Source organism: Chryseobacterium sp. GW821-FHT04C04 (assembly GCF_059420365.1).
This window is the reverse complement of the sequence record NZ_JBWKTO010000010.1, coordinates 1-20,689: the sequence shown is the minus strand read 5'-3', so window position 1 is coordinate 20,689 and position 20,689 is coordinate 1. Positions and strand designations below refer to the sequence as shown.

Here is a 20,689-nt window from a genome sequence, read left to right as displayed (position 1 = left end):
ATCATCACAGAAGTCTCTGCAATGATATAGCGGCCCATCTATAAGGTTAAATTTTACCAGCCTTCATTTTGTTTGATGATCCCATGACTGTTTACGATTTCAGCCTGAGGAACTGCCCAAACATTATGTACAGCTGGATTAAAGTTTCTTGCTGCCCAGACTACCTGTCCATTGATACCGTGCAGAGGCTTAGCATACGCTGCCTGCGCATCTCCCCAACGTACAAGGTCTCTGTGTCTGTCTGCCCATTCACCTGCCAGTTCACAACGTCTCTCATGCTTCAGATCTGCCATCGTACATCCGTTTTTTGCAGACAAACCTGCACGTACTCTGATCATATTGATCTCCTGGTCTGCAGATTTTCCCTGCATCAATAAAGCTTCTGCTTTGATAAGGATCACCTCAGCATAACGCATAATCGGAACGGCAAGGTCTGTACATGGATAATCTCCGTTGGCACTCACGTGACCACTGTTCAGTTGATATTTGAAGGCATCCATATATTTATTGAACTGATATCCGGTAAGGGAATTGCTTGAAGCATATATTCTTTCCTTTCCATTAAATGTAAACTTATCTCCTATTTTCAGGATGGTAGCACTTCTTCTAAGGTCTCCTGTTTCATACTCGTCAAATAGTTCTTTAGTCGGTTGGAAATATCCCCAGCCGTTATACTCTCCCCATCCTTTATTTTCAAGCATTACTCCCGGAAGAATACTTCCCCATGCGGTAAACTTAGGCGTCCCAGGGATAGACCAGATATATTCTGAGCTGTAGCTGTTTTCAGCCTTGAAGACATCAGAAAAATTGTTCAGAAGACTTCTGTTTCCTTTGGTCATTACTTCATTAGCCCAGAATTCTGCATTCTTCCAATCTTTCATAAACAGATATACTTTTGCCAAAAGTGCCCATGCTGCAGCTTTATGGGGTCTTCCATAATCTTTTGCCGGAAGCTCTGCCTGAGTAGGCAATAATTCTGCGGCTCTTTTCAGATCGTTTACGATGTAAGTATAATTTTCCATCACGTTGGCCGCTCTCGGAATCGGGTTGGGATCAGGATCTTTTGAACGGTCAATAATAGGAATTCCTGCTTTTTCATTCCCGTAAGAATAAGCAAGTTCAAAATACATTCTGCTGCTCATGAACAAAGCTTCTCCAAGATATTTGTTTTTGATAGCCTGTGAAGTCTGGATATTATCAATATTACGGATCACACGGTTCGCAACTCCGATTACGTTGTATCTTTTGTTCCACTGGGTTTCAAGATCTCCTGCTGCAATGTAATTGCTGCTGAAATTTTTCGCATTATCCGCTTCACTTTTCGCTCTTCCGGTTACCATATCATCACTGGCATTGATAAACCAGAAAAGACCTCTTCCATAAAATTCTCCGTCGAATAAAGGCTTATACATCGCATTCGCTCCGGTAATCAGATCATTTTCTGTCTTCCAGAAACTGGCTTCGGTAGGGGTTCCTTCCGGCTGAACATCCAGCTCTCCTGTACACGATAAAAGCATTGCGGATATTCCTGAGATTAAAAATATTTTATTGAATAATTTCATTTTTTTACTTTTTGTTGGTTAAAAAATTATAAACCGATCTCCACCCCAAAGATGAATGAGCGTGCCTGAGGATATCTTCCGGTATCTACACCATAAGAATTCATTCCTACTTCAGGATCAAATCCTGTATATTTCGTTATCGTAAACAAGTTGTTGGTCGTCATATATACTCTCACTTTGTTTACATCCAGCTTGCTGTACAGTTCTTTCGGTAATGAATACCCGATGGTAAGGTTCTTCAGTCTTAAATAAGATCCGTCTTCTACGTAGAAATCCGATACTTTGGAGTAATTACCGCTTGGATCTCCATGCACCAGCCTTGGAATATCAGTATTCGTGTTCTGAGGCGTCCATGCATTCAGGATATCTCTGTCCATATTATAGTTTTGTCCTGTTCCACCTGGGTTCAAAGAAATAAACTTCATCCCGTTGAATATTTTATTTCCGTATACTCCCTGGAAGAATAGATTCAGATCAAAGTTTTTCCACGTCATATTGTAAGAGAATCCGTAAGAGAATTTAGGATAAGGGCTTCCAAGATTGACAAAGTCATTATTATTAAGCACTCCTGCATTTCCTTCTTTTTTCAGGAATTTGATATCTCCCGGTTTAGCATTCGGCTGGATAAGGTTTCCGTTGGCATCTTTATAATTGTTGATTTCTTCCTGAGTCTGGAAAATTCCTCCGGTCTTATATCCATAGTAAGAATACAAAGCATCCCCTACTTTTATACGGGTTGGTTTCAATACTCCTCTTACTCCATTATCGTTGATAAAAATCTCATCCACATTAGCCAACTGCTTCACCGTGTTTTTTAGTTGACTCATTGTCGCTCCGACAGAGAAACTAAAATCACCTGAAACTACCTTGTTATAATTGATCCCTAATTCATATCCTTTATCCTGGAACAGTCCTGCATTCACATACTGATTATTATAAGTTGCCGTACTTGGTAAGCTTACGTTGAAGATCTGATCTTTGGAATTCTTTACGAAGTAATCAAACTGTAAAGAAAGACTGTTATGAAAGAATGAAGCATCTACCCCGAAGTTGGTCTGCTCAGACTTCCCCCATTTCAGATCCGGATTTGGACGTGTAGTGGCGTAGTAAGCAATATTCTGAGAAGGATCCTGTCCAAAAATCACATTATTATCTCTCGTCATCAATGGATTCACAGCTTGTGGTGAAATCCCTCCAAGATTACCCAGAATACCATAACTTCCTCTTAGTTTCAGACTTGAAAGCCATGAAATTTCCTGCATAAAATTTTCTTTCGAAATCACCCACGCACCGGAAACAGCATAATAATTAGCAAATCTGTTTTGCTTTGCTACCAGTGAAGAACCATCTCGTCTTCCCAATACACTTACGATATACTTTCCTGCATAGTCGTAGTTTACTCTCGCCAGATAAGAAACCAAAGACTGTTTGAATCTGTAACTGGAAACATCTTTATTGGTATCCGCGGCATTCTGAAGATGTTGGAAAACCTCAGCTTCACTTCTGAAGTCATAAGATTTTGCTACAAAACCATCATCAATTGTTTTCTGGAAAGTAAACCCTCCAAGAAAATCAAAATTATGCTGCCCGGTAGAAATTTTATAGGTTAACAACTGCTCTGCAAGTGCTGTAGATGAATTGTTAGACTGATATTCTAAATTATTGGTATCGAAAATTTTCCCGACTTCCAATACTCTGTACGTAAAGTTTTTTACATCCCCCAGCTTGAATGTCTGTGAGAAGTTGGAACGGAATTTTAAATCTTTTGCTAAAGTAATTTCAGCATAAGGATTGATTAAAATCTCATGGGTAGGATTTCTGATGCTGATTCTTTTAAGATAAGCAACCGGATTGATCATATCTCCGTAACCTCCCGCCACATCAATCGGCAATCCAGAAAATGCTCCGTTAGGAGTATACACCGGAACATTTGGCGGATAATACATGGCGGCTACTAAAGCTCCTGTATAACCACTTTTTGTATCGGCTGTATTTCCGTCAGAGTAATTATAATACATATTTTCTCCAATCGTCAACCAGTCTTTTACTTTATGCTCAGAATTCACTCTGAAATTGTATCGTTTTGCCTGAGTATTCAGTAGGATTCCTTCCAGGCTTCTGTGATTCATTCCCACAAAATATCTGGATTTTTCACTTCCTCCGCTTAAGTTAACATTGTATTCCTGAATAGTCCCCGTTCTGAAAATTTCTTTCATCCAGTCTGTTCTGGTAATTCTTCCGTCTGGATACTGAGTAGGGTTAAAAGCTATTGGTAAGCTGCCTAGTTTTCCGGCATTTTCATATGCTTTGTACATCACATCCTGGAATTCAGCTGCATTCAGAGATTCTTTCAGTCTCCATGCCTGATTCACTCCGTATTTAACATCAAAATCTACCGTAAGATTTCCTTTTTTCCCTCTTTTGGTGGTGATAAGGATAACCCCTCCGGAAGACCTTGCTCCATAAATCGCGGCAGAAGCATCTTTAAGTACAGAAATATCCTGTATATCGTTTGGGTTAATAGACGGTGTTCCGTTAAAAACCACTCCATCTACCACATAAAGAGGAGTTTCTCCATTGATTCCTCCCAGACCACGAATATTTACCTTAGGTGCTCCGTTAGGATCTCCACCTTCGTTCACTACAGTTACTCCGGGAGCTTTACCCTGAAGAACTTCTCCTACCCCAGATAAAGACCTGGAAGTAAGCTTATCCAGTGAAGCCTCCGAAACAGCCCCGGAAACTTTACTTTTTTTCTGTGTTCCGTATCCTACAACAACAATCTCATCGATGGATTTTTCTTTTAAGCTGTCTTTTTTCTGAGCGAGGAACATCGGTGAAGCTGATATTGCACCAATAAGTAATACCCTACCCGTTAAATAAGTTACTGAGACAGGGATTTTAAATACATTCATGATATCCTTTTTGATTAGGTGCAAAATTAGACCAGTCCGCTCCCACCACTCATTAAGGTTTCCTTATGTTTTTATTAAGAAATTTTAGCTTTTTACAGGCACCACCTACCACAAAACAGCATTAAAATACTTATAATCAGATAAATAAGTAATTAAAAGTAATCATTTCATTATTATTCTATGCATGATTGAGATTAACTTTATTTTAAGTTTATCATCCATTGAAAAAAATATCAAAACAAGCATTTAAGCCATTTCAGAAATAATAAGTGGCAGAGTTCCTTTTTCTTTTTTTACATTTGCTGAAAATAGATTGTACTTTTGAACACAGATCTGCAAAATGGTCTGATTGATATCAGAAGAAAAATAAAAACAATAAAAATCATACGAATTCAATGACCATCATCATTACAGGAACCTCATCAGGAATCGGGTTTGCATTGGCCGAATATTTTGGAAAAAAAGGGCATAAAGTATACGGATTAAGCCGAAAACACACAGAAAGCCAATACTTCAGGTCTATCCCTACTGATGTTACCGATAACTCTGCTGTTCAGAATGCTATTGCTGAGGTTTTAAAAACAGAAACCAGAATTGATATTCTGATCAACAATGCCGGAATGGGAATGGTAGGTGCTGTGGAAGATTCCAGCAAAGAAGATATTTTAAAACTTTTCAGTCTGAATCTTGCCGGACCTGTACAAATGATGAGCGCTGTTCTTCCGAAGATGCGTGAACACAAATTTGGAAAAATCATCAATGTATCCAGCATCGGAAGTGAAATGGGTCTGCCTTTCCGTGGATTTTATTCTGCTTCAAAGTCTGCTCTGGATAAAGTAACGGAAGCGATGAGATATGAAGTATACCCATGGAATATTGAGGTATGCTCACTGCATCTGGGGGATATTAAAACCAATATTGCGGAAAACAGAGTTATGACACAAGTTTCACAACCGTATAAAAATGTTTTCGACAAAGTTTATGCGCTGATGAATTCTCATGTGAATGATGGAACTGAGCCTTTGGAGGTGGCAGAATACATTGAAAAACTTTTAGCAAAAAATAAATGGAAAGCTCATTATTATTTTGGTAAATTCGGGCAGAAAATCGGAGTTCCGTTGAAGTGGATTCTTCCACAGGGAACTTATGAGAATTTGATGAAGAAGTATAATAAACTGGACTAGTTTCAGTTGTATAGAAAGCTAATTAATAATATAATTTGTAAACCATTAAGAAGGATTAAGTGGTAAAGAACGAGTAAGACAAGCTTTGCTTTAAGTTTTATCTTATCATTACACTTTATTTCATCACTTGTCTATGGGGTAGATACATTTGGATTGAAACTGTTTCTGAAAATATTTTTTGTACTGTTCTGCGTTTTTACACAAGCGCAGAAGAAGCAGTATTGGCTGATTGATACAGAAACCAAGGTCAGAAAAAAAGTAAAAGATTCTACTTCTGCGGTGAAATTTCTGGATTCATTAGCTCAGAGTAATTATTTCTTCACCAAACTAAAAGATGTAAAAATAAAAGGCGACAGCACCGAAATTTTCTATGATAAAGGGAAGAATTTTAATCAAACTTATGTCAGCCTTACCGATTCTCTTGTCCAGAAGCTCAAGATTCAGAAAGATTTTTTTACTAAAAATTTAGATTCCACCAAGAAAAGCATCAACAAAACTTATATAGACGACGGGTATTCTTTCAGCAGAATAAAATCTAAATTTAAAGGACAGAAAAACGGTTATCCAATCGTGGAGCTTGATATCAACAAGAATAATAAAAGAACGATCAATAATTTTGTCGTTAAAGGATATGAAAAAGTTCCCAGAAGATTCATCAAAAATCTGGAAAAGGAATTTAAAGGCAAAAACTACGATGACAAAAACCTTCTGGCCATCAATAAGACTTTTCAGAGCCATCCCTTCTTGACTCTTGAACGGCAGCCACAAACCTTATTCACAAAAGACTCTACGAGTATTTACTTGTTTCTGGAAAAGAAAAAGACCAATACTTTTGATGGGGTAATTGGTTTCGGGAACGACAAAAGCTCCAAGTTTACGTTAAATGGTACCATGAATGTGAATTTCAGGAATATGTTCAACGGTTTTGAGACTGTCAATTTATACTGGCAGAGAAACCCTGATAAAGGACAGAATTTTGATCTCCAGGTAGATATTCCGTACCTGTTCAAATCAAATGTCGGGATGAATGCTAAAGTAAATATCTACCGACAGGATTCTACATTTGCCAACGTAAAATTCCTTCCGGCCTTTTATTACCATATCAACAACCGAAATAAAATCGGTTTAAGAGCAACTTTGGAAAGCTCAACCATTATTGACACCCTGTACGTTCAGGGAAAAGATTATACCAAAAATGGGATCGGGATATGGTTTGAAATGACTGAGCCTACCGATATTGACCTTTTCCTATATAAAACAAGAATCAATGCGGGATATGACTTTTTAACAACGACCTATTCTAAAAATAATATCAAAGCTACCCAAAACCAGTTTTATTTCTTTGGGGAACATAATTATCATATTTCGGGGAACCACTTCCTGAACATTAAGGGAGAAGGTGCCATGATGGATTCTAAAATAGAATTCTCTGCTAACGAATTATACCGTTTCGGGGGCTGGAATTCCATGCGGGGGTTCAATGAGAACTCTCTCGCCGCTGACTTTTATTACTATGGAAGTCTGGAATACCGTTATCTCATCGGTAATCAGGCCTTTTTCGACCTCTTTGGACAATACGGACAGCTCAATAATAAATCGCTGAAAGTAAAACCCAAACTCTACAGTGTGGGGCTTGGTTTTAATTTCTTCATTCCTATCGGTCTGATGAGTTTCCAGCTGTCTAATGGTAACGAGTTCGGGAATCCTTTTAAGTTTAATGATATCAAAATTCACTGGGGGATCCTGAGCAGGTTTTAAAAAGAAAGGAAGAGGGAGACTGGAAGTTATTGAAGTCTTGGTTTTAAAATCTGTTTCTTTCATAAGACGAAAGTTTTTTTTCAAAAATTTATTCCTGAAGATTTTAAGAAGTTGACACCACCACAATAACTTCCAGCTTTCTATCTTATATTAATATCTATATAATAAAGCAAAAGTCCCTATACAAAAGACATTTTCCATTTTACTTTTCTATTAATTCTTTCTGTTAAAAAATATTAAAATCGTATTTTTATTTTAATACTTCATTAAAATACTGGTAACAGTGCTCCGCTAAATTTGCCTTCAAAAAAATGAAGAAGACTCTAGCCACTTTTGCCGTTTTTTTACTTCCCCTTTATTTTTCCGCCCAGGAAATCAATATCTCCGGAAATGTAAAATCAGAAAACGGTTCTAGTGTTTCCGGTGTAAACATCACCGACAAAAACACAGGAAAGACTGCTACTACAGATCAAAATGGTAATTTCACCATTTCTGCAAACCCTAAAGACATTCTTGAGTTTTTTGCTCCTGATTTTTCTGTTTATACCGTTGAGGTTTCTTCCAAAAAACAATATTCCGTTGTTTTAAAAAAGCAGAACGAAAAGCAGATTGAAGGGGTTGTGATTACCGCATTAGGTATTGCAAAAAAGAAAGAAAAGATTGGATATTCTACTCAGGAAGTGGGAACAAAACAATTTGAAACCATCACTACTCCAAGTATTGGTAATTTATTCTCTGGACAGGTAGCCGGTCTGAATGTTTCCAACCCGACCGGAATGCAGCAGGCTCCTCAGTTTACTTTAAGAGGAAACTCCAACCTGGTTTTTGTTATTGATGGGGTAATTGTGGAAAGAGAAGTTTTCCAGAATCTGGATCCTAACAATATTGAAAATATCAACGTATTGAAAGGAGCTACCGCTTCCGCTTTATATGGTTCCAGAGGTCGCTACGGAGCAGTTTTGATCACAACAAAAAATGCTAAGAAGAAAGGGTTTTCTGTGGAATTTTCTCAGAATACCATGATCACAGGAGGATTTACCAATCTTCCAAAAACCCAGACAGAATACGGTAACGGTTCTCACGGAAAATATGAATTCTGGGACGGAGCTGATGGCGGGGTGAATGACGGAGATATGATCTGGGGACCAAAATTTGTTCCGGGTTTACAGATTGCCCAGTGGAACAGCCCCATTAGAGATAAAGTAACGGGACAAGTCGTTCCATGGTACGGAGCAGTGACAGGAACTCAATATGATGATAAATCAAGATATGAAAGAGTTCCGATTGACTGGAAATATCACGATAACTTAAGTACTTTCTTAAAGCCTGCGGTAATTAACAACAATAATTTCGCCATCAGCTATAGAGATAATAAAGATATATACCGGTTTTCAGGAAACTTCATGAATTATGATGACCGAATTCCGAATTCCTATCTTCAGAAATACGGCATCAACTTCTCTTCTGAAAACCATCTGGGAGATAAATTAATATTTGATACGAAATTCAATTTCAACCAGGCTTTTACGCCTAATATTCCCAACTACAATTACAACCCAAGCGGGCATATGTACACCATCTTGATCTGGATGGGAGGTGATGTAGACGGAAAAGCTCTGAAAAATCACATGTGGATTCCGGGAAGGGAAGGAACGGCACAAGCCAACTGGAACTACGCCTGGTACAATAATCCATGGTTCGGAGCTGAGTATTATAAAAATCAGAACAGAACGAATATCATCAATGCACAGACCGGTTTAGAATATAAAGCCACACAGGATCTTTCGGTAAAAGGGAAAATCTCCCTTGTAGAAAACCATAGTAAAACGGAAGTACTGAGCCCTTATTCCTATTTCAATTACGATGCACCAAGAAGCGGAGGTTATATTTTAAGGGATAACAAAACATGGAACCTCAATTATGATATGCTGGCGACTTACAAGAAAAAAATATCTGAAAACTTTGATTTTACCATCAATGCCGGAGGTTCAGCTTTTTATTATAAAAACAATAACAACGAAAGATCTACGGACGGTTTGAAAATTCCGGAAGTGTACACGTTCGAAAACTCGATTGGAGCTCTGAAAAATTATTCCTATCTGAAGGAAAAGTTGATTTACAGTGCCTATTCTACGATTGATATTGGGTTGTACAATGCTTTCTTCATTAATATTTCAGGACGTAACGACTGGTCTTCTACTCTGCCTAAGGCCAATAGATCTTACTTCTATCCTTCAGCTTCCATCAGTGCCGTTATTTCAAACCTTGTAAAATTGCCGGAATCTATTAATATGTTGAAACTTTCTGCTTCATGGGCAAAAGTAGCGTATGACTTCCAGCCTTATTCTATCAGAAATTATTATCTGAATAATCAGGGAGTTACATTCAACGGAAATCCTACGTATTATTACCCAACCACTCTGAATATAGAAAACTCTCTGAAGCCGGAGCAGACAAAATCTTATGAATTAGGGTTAAGTGCAGGTTTCCTGAATAACAGAATTACCTTAGATGCCACTTATTTCAGAACATTAGATTATAATAATATTCTTCAGTTCCCAGCTGCAGAATCATCAGGCTTCACTTCACAATATGTAAACGGGAATGAATATACTACCAAAGGATTTGAAGTTTCCCTTGGTTTGGTTCCGGTAAAAACAGCCGATTTTAGTTGGAAAACTTTGATCAACTGGAGTACTTATGAGCAAAAGCTGACTTCCATCTATGACAATATGCCGAACTACAAAAACATCAAGTTAGGTGAAAGAATGGACAGTTACTATGATTATACATGGCAGAAATCTCCGGACGGAAAAGTCATTCTTGATGCCAATACAGGAATGCCGACAAGAGCCAATGCACCAAGCAACCTGGGACATTTCAATCCGGACTGGACCTTCGGTTTCAACAACACCTTTAAATACAAGAAATTCACTTTGAATATCGGAATCGATGGAAGCATCGGAGGTGTCATGAGATCGCAGGTAGTGGAAAAAATGTGGTGGGGAGGAAAACATCCAAATTCTGTAGCTTACAGGGATCTTGAGTACGCCAATCCAGGAACGTACTATTTTGTACCGGATGGGGTTAATTATAATCCGGCAACAGGTCAGTATACCCCACACACTAAAGCAATCAGCTTCCAGGACTGGGCTCAGAACTATCCATACCAGGCAAGGGTAACGCAGGATGAAAGTGAAGAGTTTGCTAACGTTTTCGACAGAACTTTTATCAAACTTAGATCTGTAGTTCTGGAATACGATTTCTCTTCATTATTAAACCCAAGAGGAATGGTAAAAGGCTTTACAGCCAATATCTCTGCTTATAACCTGGCGATGTGGAAAAAATCAAAGAATCTTTATTCTGATCCTGATTTCCAGGCAAAAACGGAGAATGATATTCAGGACCCTTCCAGCAGATGGTTCGGAATCGGTTTTAATCTTAAGTTTTAACTAAAAAGTACGTCAAGACAATGAAAAATAATATCAATAAAGTGAAAGGGCAAAAAGGTAAAATGGGAAAGTGGCTGATGAAATCTTTATTTGCTGCAGGACTTCTGACATTGGCTTCATGTGAATCCAACCTTGATAAAATCAATGAAAACCCTAATGATCAGGCCAGCATTGATCCTAAATTTCTTCTGACTTATGTGGAAAAATATACTTTTCAGGTAAACGGTGATAATATGTATGCCTCAAGAATGATGATTGGTACGGATGGTGAAAATGCATACCAGTATATGAAATGGAACGATGCCTCTTTTGAAGTCTACACCAAAGGACTCCTGAATACAGGAAAAATGATGCAGGAAGCTGAAAAGATCAACAATAAAAACTATGCCGCTATTGGTAAGTTTCTGAGAGCTTATCATTTTTTCAATATTAGCCTAAAAGTAGGAAGTGCTCCGTATTCTGAGGCAGCAAAAGGAGAATCCGGAATTACACAACCAAAGTATGATAGCCAGGAAGCCATCATGTCCGGAATTTTATCAGAATTGAAAGAAGCCAATGATCTTATTAATACCAATGATAAAATTGAAGGCGATATTGTTTATAACGGAGATGCTTTAAAGTGGAAAAAACTAATCAACTCATTCCGTTTGAAAGTTCTAATCACTTTATCTAAAAAAACTACAGTAGGAAGTTATAATATTGCTACAGAATTTGCTTCTATTGCAGGAAGCCAGTCTCTGATGACTTCTATTGCAGATAACGGTGAGCTTAAGTTTGCGGATGCTGCAGACAGCAGATATACAATGTTTAACAACAGCGGGTATGGTTCCAGTTTGTATATGGCAGACTATTTCATCAATATGTTCAAAAGCAGACAAGATCCACGTCTGTTTACATTTGCAGCACAGACTACCGGAGCTAAAGAGGCCGGAAAAGCCATCACAGATTATACAGCTTATAACGGAGGAAATCCTACTTCTCCTTATTCTGATAATGCTGCTCTGATCACGGCAAAAAATATTTCTAAAGTGAACGACCGTTTCTATAAAGATCCTACCAATGAGCCAGCTTCTGTATTAAGTTATTCAGAACTTGAATTTATTTTGGCTGAAGCTACAGCAAGAGGCTGGATTTCCGGGTCGGCAAAAACGCATTATGACAATGCCGTTAAAGCCAGTTTCGATTTTTATCAAACCTATGTAAAAAATTCGGGACAATATTTCTCGGGATTTGATGTGAACCAATATCTGACAACTCCTTTAGTAGTTTACAATAATGCAGATCCTCTTCAGACACAGCTTGAAAAAATCATGACTCAAAAATACATGACCATGTTTCACCAGGCACAATGGACATCTTATTACGATTATCTGAGAACGGGATATCCAAACTATCCTCTAAAAGCAGGAGTAGCAGCGCCTTTCAGGTTCAGATATCCGCAATCGGAATACAGCTATAACAGCAACAATTTAAAAGCTGCTTTGGCTGCTCAGTATGGAGGAAATGACAATATCAACTCCAAACCTTGGTGGTTACAATAGAAATCTGATTATTTTTATATAAAACAAAGAAATCGCAGGAAAATCCTATTAACTTGCGGTTTCTTTCTTATTACGATTGAATATGAACAGAAGAGAATTTTTAGAAAAATCAAGTCTTTTATTAGCTGGATTAGGAACTTCAAGTGTTCTTCATCCTTCCATTTTAAAAGCTCTAGCCATTGATCCGGCTGCCCAGTCTACATTTTATGATGCAGAACATGTCGTAATCCTGATGCAGGAGAATCGTTCATTTGATCATGCTTTTGGTGCGCTCAAAGGAGTAAGGGGTTTCCTGGATAAAAGAGCTTTTGTAAAGCAGGATGGACATTCCGTTTTCTTTCAAAAGAATGACGAAGGAAAATATGCATCTCCTGCCCGTCTGGATTTAAGAAATACAAAATCAACCTGGATGAGTTCACTGCCCCACTCATGGGCAGATCAGCAAAAAGCTCTTAACAAAGGAAAATATGACCAGTGGCTTCAGGCTAAAGCTTCAGGAAATAAAGATTATAAAAATATTCCGTTGACATTAGGGTATTACAACCGTGAAGACCTTCCGTTTTATTATCAGCTGGCCGATGCCTTCACTATATTCGATCAGTATTTCTGCTCATCCCTTACCGGAACTACTCCGAACAGATTGTTCCTTTGGTCCGGAACATTGAGAGAACAGCAAAACGGAAAAGTAAAGGCCAATGTTGTCAATGAAAATATTGATTATGACAAAGCAAGGCAGGCAAAATGGAAAAGTTTCCCTGAAATATTAGAACAGCAAAACGTTTCCTGGAGAATTTATCAGAATGAAATAAGCCTTCCAAAAGGAATGTCCGGAGAACAGGAAGCCTGGCTAAGTAATTTCACTGATAACCCGATTGAATGGTTTTCAAAATTCAATGTGAAGTTTTCAAAAGGATATTATCAGAATATTCCTAATATCATAGCCTATCTGAAACAGGAGATTGAAAAAAATCCTAAGCAGAAAGAAAGACTTGAAGCCATGTTGGCGGAAGTTCAGGAGGATCAGGTGAAATACCATCCTGATAATTATTCCAAACTTTCAAAAGAAGAAAAAAATCTCCACGAAAAAGCATTTACAACCAATTCCAACGACCCTGATTACTGGAATCTGGAAATCGGAAAGGATGAAAGCGGAGAAAGACTTGTTGTTCCGGAAGGTGATGTATTGTTCCAGTTCCGTAAAGATGTGGAAGAGAAAAAACTGCCATTGGTTTCCTGGCTGGTAGCTCCCGAACATTTCTCTGATCACCCGGGATCACCATGGTATGGGGCATGGTATATTTCTGAAGTGTTGAATATTCTTACCAAAGATCCTGAAACTTGGAAAAAAACAATATTTATCATCAATTATGATGAAAATGACGGATATTTCGATCATGTACTACCTTTCGCTCCACCTATGAACCCCAGCCAGCCTGTGGATATGAACGGAAAAGAGGGCGTAGAATATGTGGATCAATCTCAGGAATATTTGAGCAATCCTTCTTTAAAAAATTATGAAAAAATTGAAGGAACCGTTGGATTGGGCTACAGGGTTCCCATGATCATCGCTTCCCCATGGACAAAAGGAGGATTTGTCAATTCCGAAGTATCGGATCACACGTCTGTACTGCAGTTCCTGGAGAAATTTATCATGAAAAAATTCAAAAAGGATGTGCATGTTGACAATATTAGTGATTGGAGAAGAGCTGTATGTGGTGATCTCACCTCTGCTTTTAATTCTACCAGCGTAAAAGCGCCACAGATAGATTATCTGAATCAGAAAGAGTATGCTAAAACCATCAATGCGGCCAAAAACAAACCGGTTCCTAATCTGAAATGGTATGCCGAAAATGAACTTAAAAACAATTTGCTTGAAATTCAGGAAAGAGGGTTGAAACCATCTAATCCACTGCCCTATCATTTTCATGTCAATCTGGAAGGCGGGAATATAAAAATGAGCAATTTAAAAGAGAATGGAGTTCCTTTGCTTGTTTACGACAGAACTCAATTCAACAGTACTCATTATCATTTTTCATACGCATTATATTCAAAGCAGGAATTATCCCATGCTGTAAATTCCGGAGCTTATGATTATGAAATTTTCGGTCCCAATGGCTTTTTCAGGAAATTCCAGGGAAGTATTTCACCAGAAATGGAGATAATTTTAGAGAATATGACCTCAAAAAATCAGGTAGAACTGATCATTAGAAACCACAAAAACAAAAATATTTCCATAAGCATGGAAGATCTGTACGGAAAAACTAAAAAAACAATTTCTGTACAAAAACCGGAAGAAAAAATCAGTATCGATCTTGATAAAAATAAAGGCTGGTATGATTTGAAATTAACGCTAAACAATCATCTATGGCATTTTGCAGGAAGAATAGAGACCGGAAAAGTTTCTGTTTCTGATCCGCATTGGGCATAAAAAAATGATGTAAATATCTACAAAAACCTGTACCAAAACGTACAGGTTTTTTTTGAGTTATCTTTAAAACATATTTCAATTATAATGCATTACATAATGCAAATAAGCATCAATATAAAAATTATAATATATTTTTTTCAAATTATAATGAATTTTGTTATATTCACTCAACTAATTATCAGCATCATGAAAAAACTAAATTTGACTATTGCAGCGTCTTTATTTGCATTGGCTCTATCCGGGAATCTGAGCGCGCAAGACCTCGCTACAGATAACCATACGGTTACCATTTCTATTCCCGAAGTTGCATTGGTAGATATTGAACCAGCAGCAACCAAAAACATTACCCTTGGGTTTACAGCACCTACGGAAGCAGGAAATCCTATTCTTCCATCTGCAGCTAACACTACTTTATGGCTTAATTATTCTTCTATTAAATCTGTTGCAGACCCTACACGTAACGTAAGTGTAAAAATGAATGCCATTATTCCTGGAGTTGATCTTCGCGTAACTGCTGCAGCTCCTACAGGCGGAGCGGGAACACTGGGAACATCTGCAGGTCTGGTAACATTAACTGCTAATGACCAGAATATTGTTTTAGATATCGGAAGTGCTTATACCGGGAACGGGGCCAATAACGGTCACAATCTTACCTATGCACTTGCTGCAGGAAGCGGTCTTGGAGGTGTAGCAGCGTACGCAGATTTACAGGCAACAGCCACTGTTACAGCTACCGTTACTTATACAATATCAGATAATTAAAATTTAACAAAAATTCTTTTCTACCTGTCAAAAACAAGAAGAAGCTGTTATTCAGTTTCTTCCTGAATTTGTATTATTAATGATTTAACTCCAAACTTTATATCATGATAAAGCGTATCCTTCTTCTGATCACCCTGATTTTGCAGTTCAGCTTTTTACATGCCGGTATTATGATTCTCAACGGGCTTACGCATACTTATAAAATAGAAAACGGAAAGGTTTATAAAGGAAAAGTTGCGATTGAAAATACCAGCAGTACTCCTCAAAGTGTAAAATTATTTTTACAGGATTATACCTACCATGCGGACGGAACGACCAATTATACAGCATTACGTACCAATACACGCAGTAACGGCGAGTGGCTAAAGCTCAATACCAACCTTGTTACGCTTAAAGGTAAAGAAAAGACTGAAATATTCTATGAAATAACAGTTCCCGATCAGGCCATGGATCCCGGAAGCTATTGGAGTGTGATTATTGTAGAACCGGTAGAAGAGATAAAACCCAGCGACAACAAACCAGGAGTGAATATCACTTCTGTTATACGATATGCCATTCAGGTTATTACAGATTTTGAAACAGAAAAGGCCAAACCGGACCTTAAGTTTGAAAGTGTAAAGGTGGAAAAAGTGGAGGAAAAAAAAACGGCAAAGGTAGCAATAGCCAATACCGGTAATCTTTACTGTAAGCCCACAGCCTCCATTGAAGTTTATAACCGCAAAACAGGTGAAAAGGTGGGTACTTATTCAAGTTTAACAATGGGGCTGCTCCCGGGCACCTCCAAAACATTTTACATTGATATCAGCAAATTACCCCCTGCTCAATACAAAGCAGCGATCATAGCGACCGATGAAGAGGAGAATGCTTTTGCACTCAATGTGGAATTAGAAGTAAAAAATGATTAGAACTTGGACTTTATTTATTATCATAACATTATTCCCTGTATTTATTTTTTCTCAAGAGCAATCCAACCGATTGATCAGTAAAAAAGATAGTTTAATGCCGGGAATGTCTACTTCTATTCCCTTCACTTTAGAAAATAATTCAGCTGAAACCAAAACATATGACATTTCAGTTACCACGTCAAGTCCGTCTATCAGTCCTATTTTAGTAAAAGGAGAATTTCAGATTCTTCCTCATGAGACCTCGGTATACCTGGTTCCCTTACGTGTGGGAACAGAAACCGGACAGGGTACTTATTCTGTCATATTGAATATTACCGATCGTAATAATGGAATCTCTTTTACGAAAAACTCAAAAATCATCGTTTCCGGAAACAGAAATCTTTTGGTTACCCCATTGAATACTCCTGAATTCATAAAAGCCGGAGAAACCATCCGGGCTTCTTTTCTTATCAAAAATAATGGTAATGTAACCGAAAACATTGTATTGGAAAGCAAAAATGCAATCGTTGATCATGAGTCATCATTAGTGTTGGCCCCCAATGAATCAAAGATTGTCACTATTCATAAAGTAACAAGTCCTGAACTCGCTCAAAATGAATTTCAGAACCTAAACCTTTTCGTACATTCGAAGGGTAGCCCTAAAGAAAATCAGGATGTCTATGTAAGTACTCAGGTGATATCAGCAAACCCCTCTGAAAAAGATATTTATCACAGACTTCCTGTTGCCCTCTCATTATCTTTCATCGGAATGCAGAATATGGGAGTGTATAACGATGGTTTTCAGGGGGAAATCTACGGTAAAGGAACACTTGATAAAGACAACAAAAATCAGATTGAGTTCAGAGCTGTCACCCACAATCCTGTAGAGCTCAGCACATTCACCCAATATGAAGAATATTTTGTGAACTATAAACGGGATCAATTGTATATTCATCTTGGTGATAAATCCTATTCTTCATCTTATCTTACGGAGTTTGCAAGGTATGGCCGCGGAGCGGAGATCCGTTATGATTTTAATAAAGTAAGCTTTGGGGGCTTCTATAATCATCCAAGGTTTTTCAGAGATATCAAAGATGAGTTTAATTTCTATTCAGCCTTTAAGATCAGAAAAGAGTCTGAAATTACTGTGGGATATCTTTACAAAACTCCGCGGCAGGGAGAAATCCGTTATACAGATGTCAGGCTAGACTCTGATGCTCATCTTCCCTATGCTAAAGGAAAATTTAAGGTTTCAAAAAATATAAACATTTCCGGAGAGCTGGCCTACAGCACTACACAAAAAACAGATGGAGCAGCTTATTTATTACAGGCAGATGCTGTTTTTAAAAATTTGAACGCAAGCTTAATGTACATGAGAGCCAGTCCTGATTTTGCCGGATATTTTACCAATACAAATACCATCAATGGTAATATTTACTATAATGTCACCAACAAGATCAGTGTATTTGCCAATTATATGCAGGATGCCAAAAATTTCCAAAGAGATACCCTTTTACTGGCAGCGCCTTACAGAAAATATTTGCAATATGGAGTACAGTACAAATATATGCCTAGTGGTTTCATTATACTTAATAACGGCTATCAAACTTACAAGGATCGTTTGGAACCTAAACAGTTTGATTATTATGAACGGTATTTTAAAATCAGTATTAATCAGCAGATAGGAGTATTCCAGATCAATCTTGACGGTCAGTTTGGGAAAACAGATAATTACCTTCTTGGATTTAGCGGCAACTCTAGTTTCTATTCTGCTAATCTCTCGTTTCAGAAATTCAGAACTTCCTTTAATCTATTCGGAAGCTATGCCATCAGTTCAAGGTATCAGCTCGAAAATCAGAAAAACTTTTATTATGGAGCAAGAATCTTCAGCCGGTTTTCTAACAAGACCAGCGTAAGCCTTTTTTATCAGAACAATTATATGCCGGAAGAATATTTCAAAGACAGGAATTTATTTGAACTTTTGTTCCATCAGCAATTATTCCCTGGAAATGAACTTGACCTTTCCGGCAGATATTCATTACAAAGAGGAGAAATAGGAAATAAGGATTTTATATTTTCAATGCGGTATACATGGCGCCCTAATATTCCGGTACAGAAAACGGCTGAATATGTAACTTTAACGGGGAATATCAGCAATCTGGGTATCAAAAAAACTGAGGGAATAAAATTAATGCTCGGAAGTTATTTGTCAATTACAGATAAAGAAGGCAATTATGTATTTAAAAATGTTATCCCCGGCAATTATTTTCTGGAAATAGACCGCTCAACGACGGATATCAATGATATTCCGACTCAAACTTTTCCAGCGGCAATTTCGCTTATTAATAAAGAAAATACTTTAAATTTCGGATTAACAACTGCCGCTAATGTTCAGGGACATATTCAGTTCCTTAAGACTGGAGAAAAAGATCAAACGGATATTGAACAGCTGCAGACTATAAAAGGAAAGAAGAAAAGGGAAAGTATCATTGTAGAAGCTACCAGTAATGACCAGACTTATCGTAAGATCTGCTTCATAGGTGATGACTTTGATTTCACTTATCTCCGACCAGGGGATTGGATCGTAAAAGTGTACCGCAATGGTCTGGATAAGCGCTATAAAATCTCAACAGACAAGTTCCTGTTTACTTTAAAGCCTATGGAAACAAAAAAATTAAGCATCAATGTTGTCAAGCAGCAAATAGAAATAAAATACCAACAGGAGTCCTTAAAAGTAGGGTATAATGAAATAAAAAAGAAAAGATGATTTTGATCCGTTCCATAATATTACTAGTATCTTTTATTGCATCCGGTTGTATCTATTCCCAGACTGCCAGTACCACTGTTACTCTTACATTGCCTAAAGTAACTTTAATGGATATTGAACCTACAGGAAGTATTACTTTAAACTTTACAGCGCCTACTGAGGCAGGAAATGCTTTAACAGCTCCTACCCCCAATACATCAAAATGGATCAATTATACTTCTGCTATCGCTTCCGGAGGACTTACAAGAAGAATTACAGCATCTATCAATAAACTTATTTCTGGTGTCAATATAAGGGTACAGGCGGCGGCGGCTTCTGGTGCAGGGGGCGGAACATTAGGAACTTCATCGGGACAGGTTATTCTTACCACAACTCCCATTACCATCATTAATGGTATCGGAGGGGCATACACTGGGAATGGTGCTAATAATGGCCATGCACTTACACTCTCACTAGCAACAAATACCTATGCTAATTTACAGGCTCAAGCCAATACTGTCATTATCATTACCTACACCATCACAGAATAAAACTGAAAAATGAAAATTAACAGCTACTTTCAAATAGAAATGCTCTTAAAAAAATATATATACATTATTGCTTTAATAATGGGGAGCTACTTTGATGCTCAAACAATAAATATTGCAGGAAGTAATTGGACCGTAAGTGTACCTACCATTACTGAAGCCGGAACTAACTATACTGGAACTTACGACAATCCAAGCCAACTAACATTATCCGGTAATTTACCCGGATCTTTTCTAAATCTCCTTACCAGTGCAGGTGCCAGGATCAGTATGCACTATGTTCCCACTTCCTGGAATAGTGCTTTGAAACTTTACGCAAAAAGAAGCGGTGGAACGACAGCTATCACTGGTCTTTGTGTACTCTGTACCGCTACAATTTCCGGTGGAAATGTCAATTTTATAGAAATACCGCAAGCCGGCTCTGTAACACTCTCAACGATTACTTTTTCTGGAGTATTAGGTCTTGGCAACAGTGTAAACTATTCTGCTATGAATGTGCAACTGGAGATAGGCGGTATTTCCGTAACCATTCCTGCGGCAACATATAGTGCACAAATAGTTTTTACAATAGGAGCAAATTAAAGTTTCTTTTCAATAAGATCTTAACTCAAAATATCATAAATAAGAACCGTTTTTTTATTGAAACGGTTTTTTTATTTCTTGTGGATTAAAATAAGACGGATTCCAAAGGGGTTATCTCTCTTTTTTGTAGGGAAATAACTTTTCGCCTATGATAAGCCATTTATGCCCTTAAAATGATAATGACAGGTTGTTGAATGATACATCAGAAATGACTGATAAAAATAGGCCTCTTTGCTCTTACAAGGAATGGCAAAGTATGACGGATACACCTCAATTTCAATCGTGTCATTCCGTAGGCATCCAGACTGTGTTACAATCTTAAGGATT

At 37.7% G+C, this 20,689-nt stretch carries 13 protein-coding genes; 10 read left to right on the top strand and 3 right to left on the bottom strand.

Annotated elements, in window-relative coordinates:
* Window positions 1–53: 53 nt before the first annotated feature.
* Window positions 54–1,562 carry a RagB/SusD family nutrient uptake outer membrane protein gene (locus AC07UM_RS23460; protein ID WP_494685183.1) on the bottom strand — a complete coding sequence of 503 codons (1,509 nt, stop codon included), beginning with the start codon at window positions 1,560–1,562 and terminating at the stop codon, window positions 54–56.
* A 26-nt stretch (window positions 1,563–1,588) separates the two neighbouring features.
* Window positions 1,589–4,477, bottom strand: a complete 2,889-nt coding sequence (locus tag AC07UM_RS23455; protein WP_494685184.1) for a SusC/RagA family TonB-linked outer membrane protein — start codon at window positions 4,475–4,477, stop codon at window positions 1,589–1,591.
* Between the two features lie 395 nt (window positions 4,478–4,872).
* Here AC07UM_RS23455 and AC07UM_RS23450 point away from each other — a divergent pair, with 395 nt between their 5' ends.
* From AC07UM_RS23450 to AC07UM_RS23405, 10 genes are all read left to right on the top strand, one after another.
* A complete protein-coding gene (locus AC07UM_RS23450; protein WP_494685185.1) occupies window positions 4,873–5,661 on the top strand; it encodes an SDR family oxidoreductase in 789 nt (262 codons plus the stop codon).
* A gap of 153 nt (window positions 5,662–5,814) precedes the next feature.
* Window positions 5,815–7,419 carry a BamA/TamA family outer membrane protein gene (locus tag AC07UM_RS23445; RefSeq protein ID WP_494685186.1) on the top strand — a complete coding sequence of 535 codons (1,605 nt, stop codon included), beginning with the start codon at window positions 5,815–5,817 and terminating at the stop codon, window positions 7,417–7,419.
* A 311-nt stretch (window positions 7,420–7,730) separates the two neighbouring features.
* Window positions 7,731–10,871 (top strand): SusC/RagA family TonB-linked outer membrane protein, encoded by a 3,141-nt coding sequence (locus AC07UM_RS23440; RefSeq protein ID WP_494685187.1) that lies wholly within the window; start codon window positions 7,731–7,733, stop codon window positions 10,869–10,871.
* A 20-nt stretch (window positions 10,872–10,891) separates the two neighbouring features.
* Complete coding sequence (locus AC07UM_RS23435) at window positions 10,892–12,412, top strand: SusD/RagB family nutrient-binding outer membrane lipoprotein (protein WP_494685188.1); 1,521 nt, start codon at window positions 10,892–10,894, stop codon at window positions 12,410–12,412.
* 82 nt (window positions 12,413–12,494) lie between these two features.
* Window positions 12,495–14,840, top strand: a complete 2,346-nt coding sequence (locus AC07UM_RS23430) for a phosphocholine-specific phospholipase C (RefSeq protein ID WP_494685189.1) — start codon at window positions 12,495–12,497, stop codon at window positions 14,838–14,840.
* Window positions 14,841–15,026: 186 nt separating this feature from the next.
* Window positions 15,027–15,602, top strand: coding sequence for a hypothetical protein (locus tag AC07UM_RS23425; protein ID WP_494685190.1), 576 nt, complete (start codon window positions 15,027–15,029; stop codon window positions 15,600–15,602).
* Between the two features lie 104 nt (window positions 15,603–15,706).
* Window positions 15,707–16,507, top strand: coding sequence for a WxL protein host-binding domain-containing protein (locus AC07UM_RS23420; RefSeq protein WP_494685191.1), 801 nt, complete (start codon window positions 15,707–15,709; stop codon window positions 16,505–16,507).
* Window positions 16,500–19,253 carry a COG1470 family protein gene (locus tag AC07UM_RS23415; RefSeq protein WP_494685192.1) on the top strand — a complete coding sequence of 918 codons (2,754 nt, stop codon included), beginning with the start codon at window positions 16,500–16,502 and terminating at the stop codon, window positions 19,251–19,253. The genes AC07UM_RS23420 and AC07UM_RS23415 overlap by 8 nt, the downstream gene beginning before the upstream one ends.
* Window positions 19,250–19,783, top strand: coding sequence for a hypothetical protein (locus tag AC07UM_RS23410; protein WP_494685193.1), 534 nt, complete (start codon window positions 19,250–19,252; stop codon window positions 19,781–19,783). Before AC07UM_RS23415 ends, AC07UM_RS23410 begins: the two co-directional genes overlap by 4 nt.
* A 78-nt stretch (window positions 19,784–19,861) precedes the next feature.
* The gene (locus AC07UM_RS23405; protein ID WP_494685194.1) at window positions 19,862–20,362 is read left to right on the top strand and encodes a hypothetical protein; all 501 of its coding nucleotides are present in this window, start codon (window positions 19,862–19,864) and stop codon (window positions 20,360–20,362) included.
* Window positions 20,363–20,508: 146 nt separating this feature from the next.
* Here the strand turns inward: AC07UM_RS23405 and AC07UM_RS23400 are convergent.
* On the bottom strand, window positions 20,509–20,689 hold a 181-nt coding region (locus AC07UM_RS23400), incomplete at its 5' end, for a hypothetical protein (protein ID WP_494685268.1).

Excerpts from the sequence above, each read along its gene's own strand:
- AC07UM_RS23410 (WP_494685193.1), top strand. The coding sequence starts at position 19,250 with ATGATTTTGATCCGTTCCATAATATTACTAGTATCTTTTATTGCATCC.
- AC07UM_RS23450 (WP_494685185.1), top strand. The coding sequence starts at position 4,873 with ATGACCATCATCATTACAGGAACCTCATCAGGAATCGGGTTTGCATTG.
- AC07UM_RS23440 (WP_494685187.1), top strand. The coding sequence starts at position 7,731 with ATGAAGAAGACTCTAGCCACTTTTGCCGTTTTTTTACTTCCCCTTTAT.
- AC07UM_RS23460 (WP_494685183.1), bottom strand. The coding sequence starts at position 1,562 with ATGAAATTATTCAATAAAATATTTTTAATCTCAGGAATATCCGCAATG.
- AC07UM_RS23405 (WP_494685194.1), top strand. The coding sequence starts at position 19,862 with ATGGGGAGCTACTTTGATGCTCAAACAATAAATATTGCAGGAAGTAAT.
- AC07UM_RS23455 (WP_494685184.1), bottom strand. The coding sequence starts at position 4,477 with ATGAATGTATTTAAAATCCCTGTCTCAGTAACTTATTTAACGGGTAGG.
- AC07UM_RS23425 (WP_494685190.1), top strand. The coding sequence starts at position 15,027 with ATGAAAAAACTAAATTTGACTATTGCAGCGTCTTTATTTGCATTGGCT.
- AC07UM_RS23415 (WP_494685192.1), top strand. The coding sequence starts at position 16,500 with ATGATTAGAACTTGGACTTTATTTATTATCATAACATTATTCCCTGTA.
- AC07UM_RS23435 (WP_494685188.1), top strand. The coding sequence starts at position 10,892 with ATGAAAAATAATATCAATAAAGTGAAAGGGCAAAAAGGTAAAATGGGA.
- AC07UM_RS23430 (WP_494685189.1), top strand. The coding sequence starts at position 12,495 with ATGAACAGAAGAGAATTTTTAGAAAAATCAAGTCTTTTATTAGCTGGA.
- AC07UM_RS23420 (WP_494685191.1), top strand. The coding sequence starts at position 15,707 with ATGATAAAGCGTATCCTTCTTCTGATCACCCTGATTTTGCAGTTCAGC.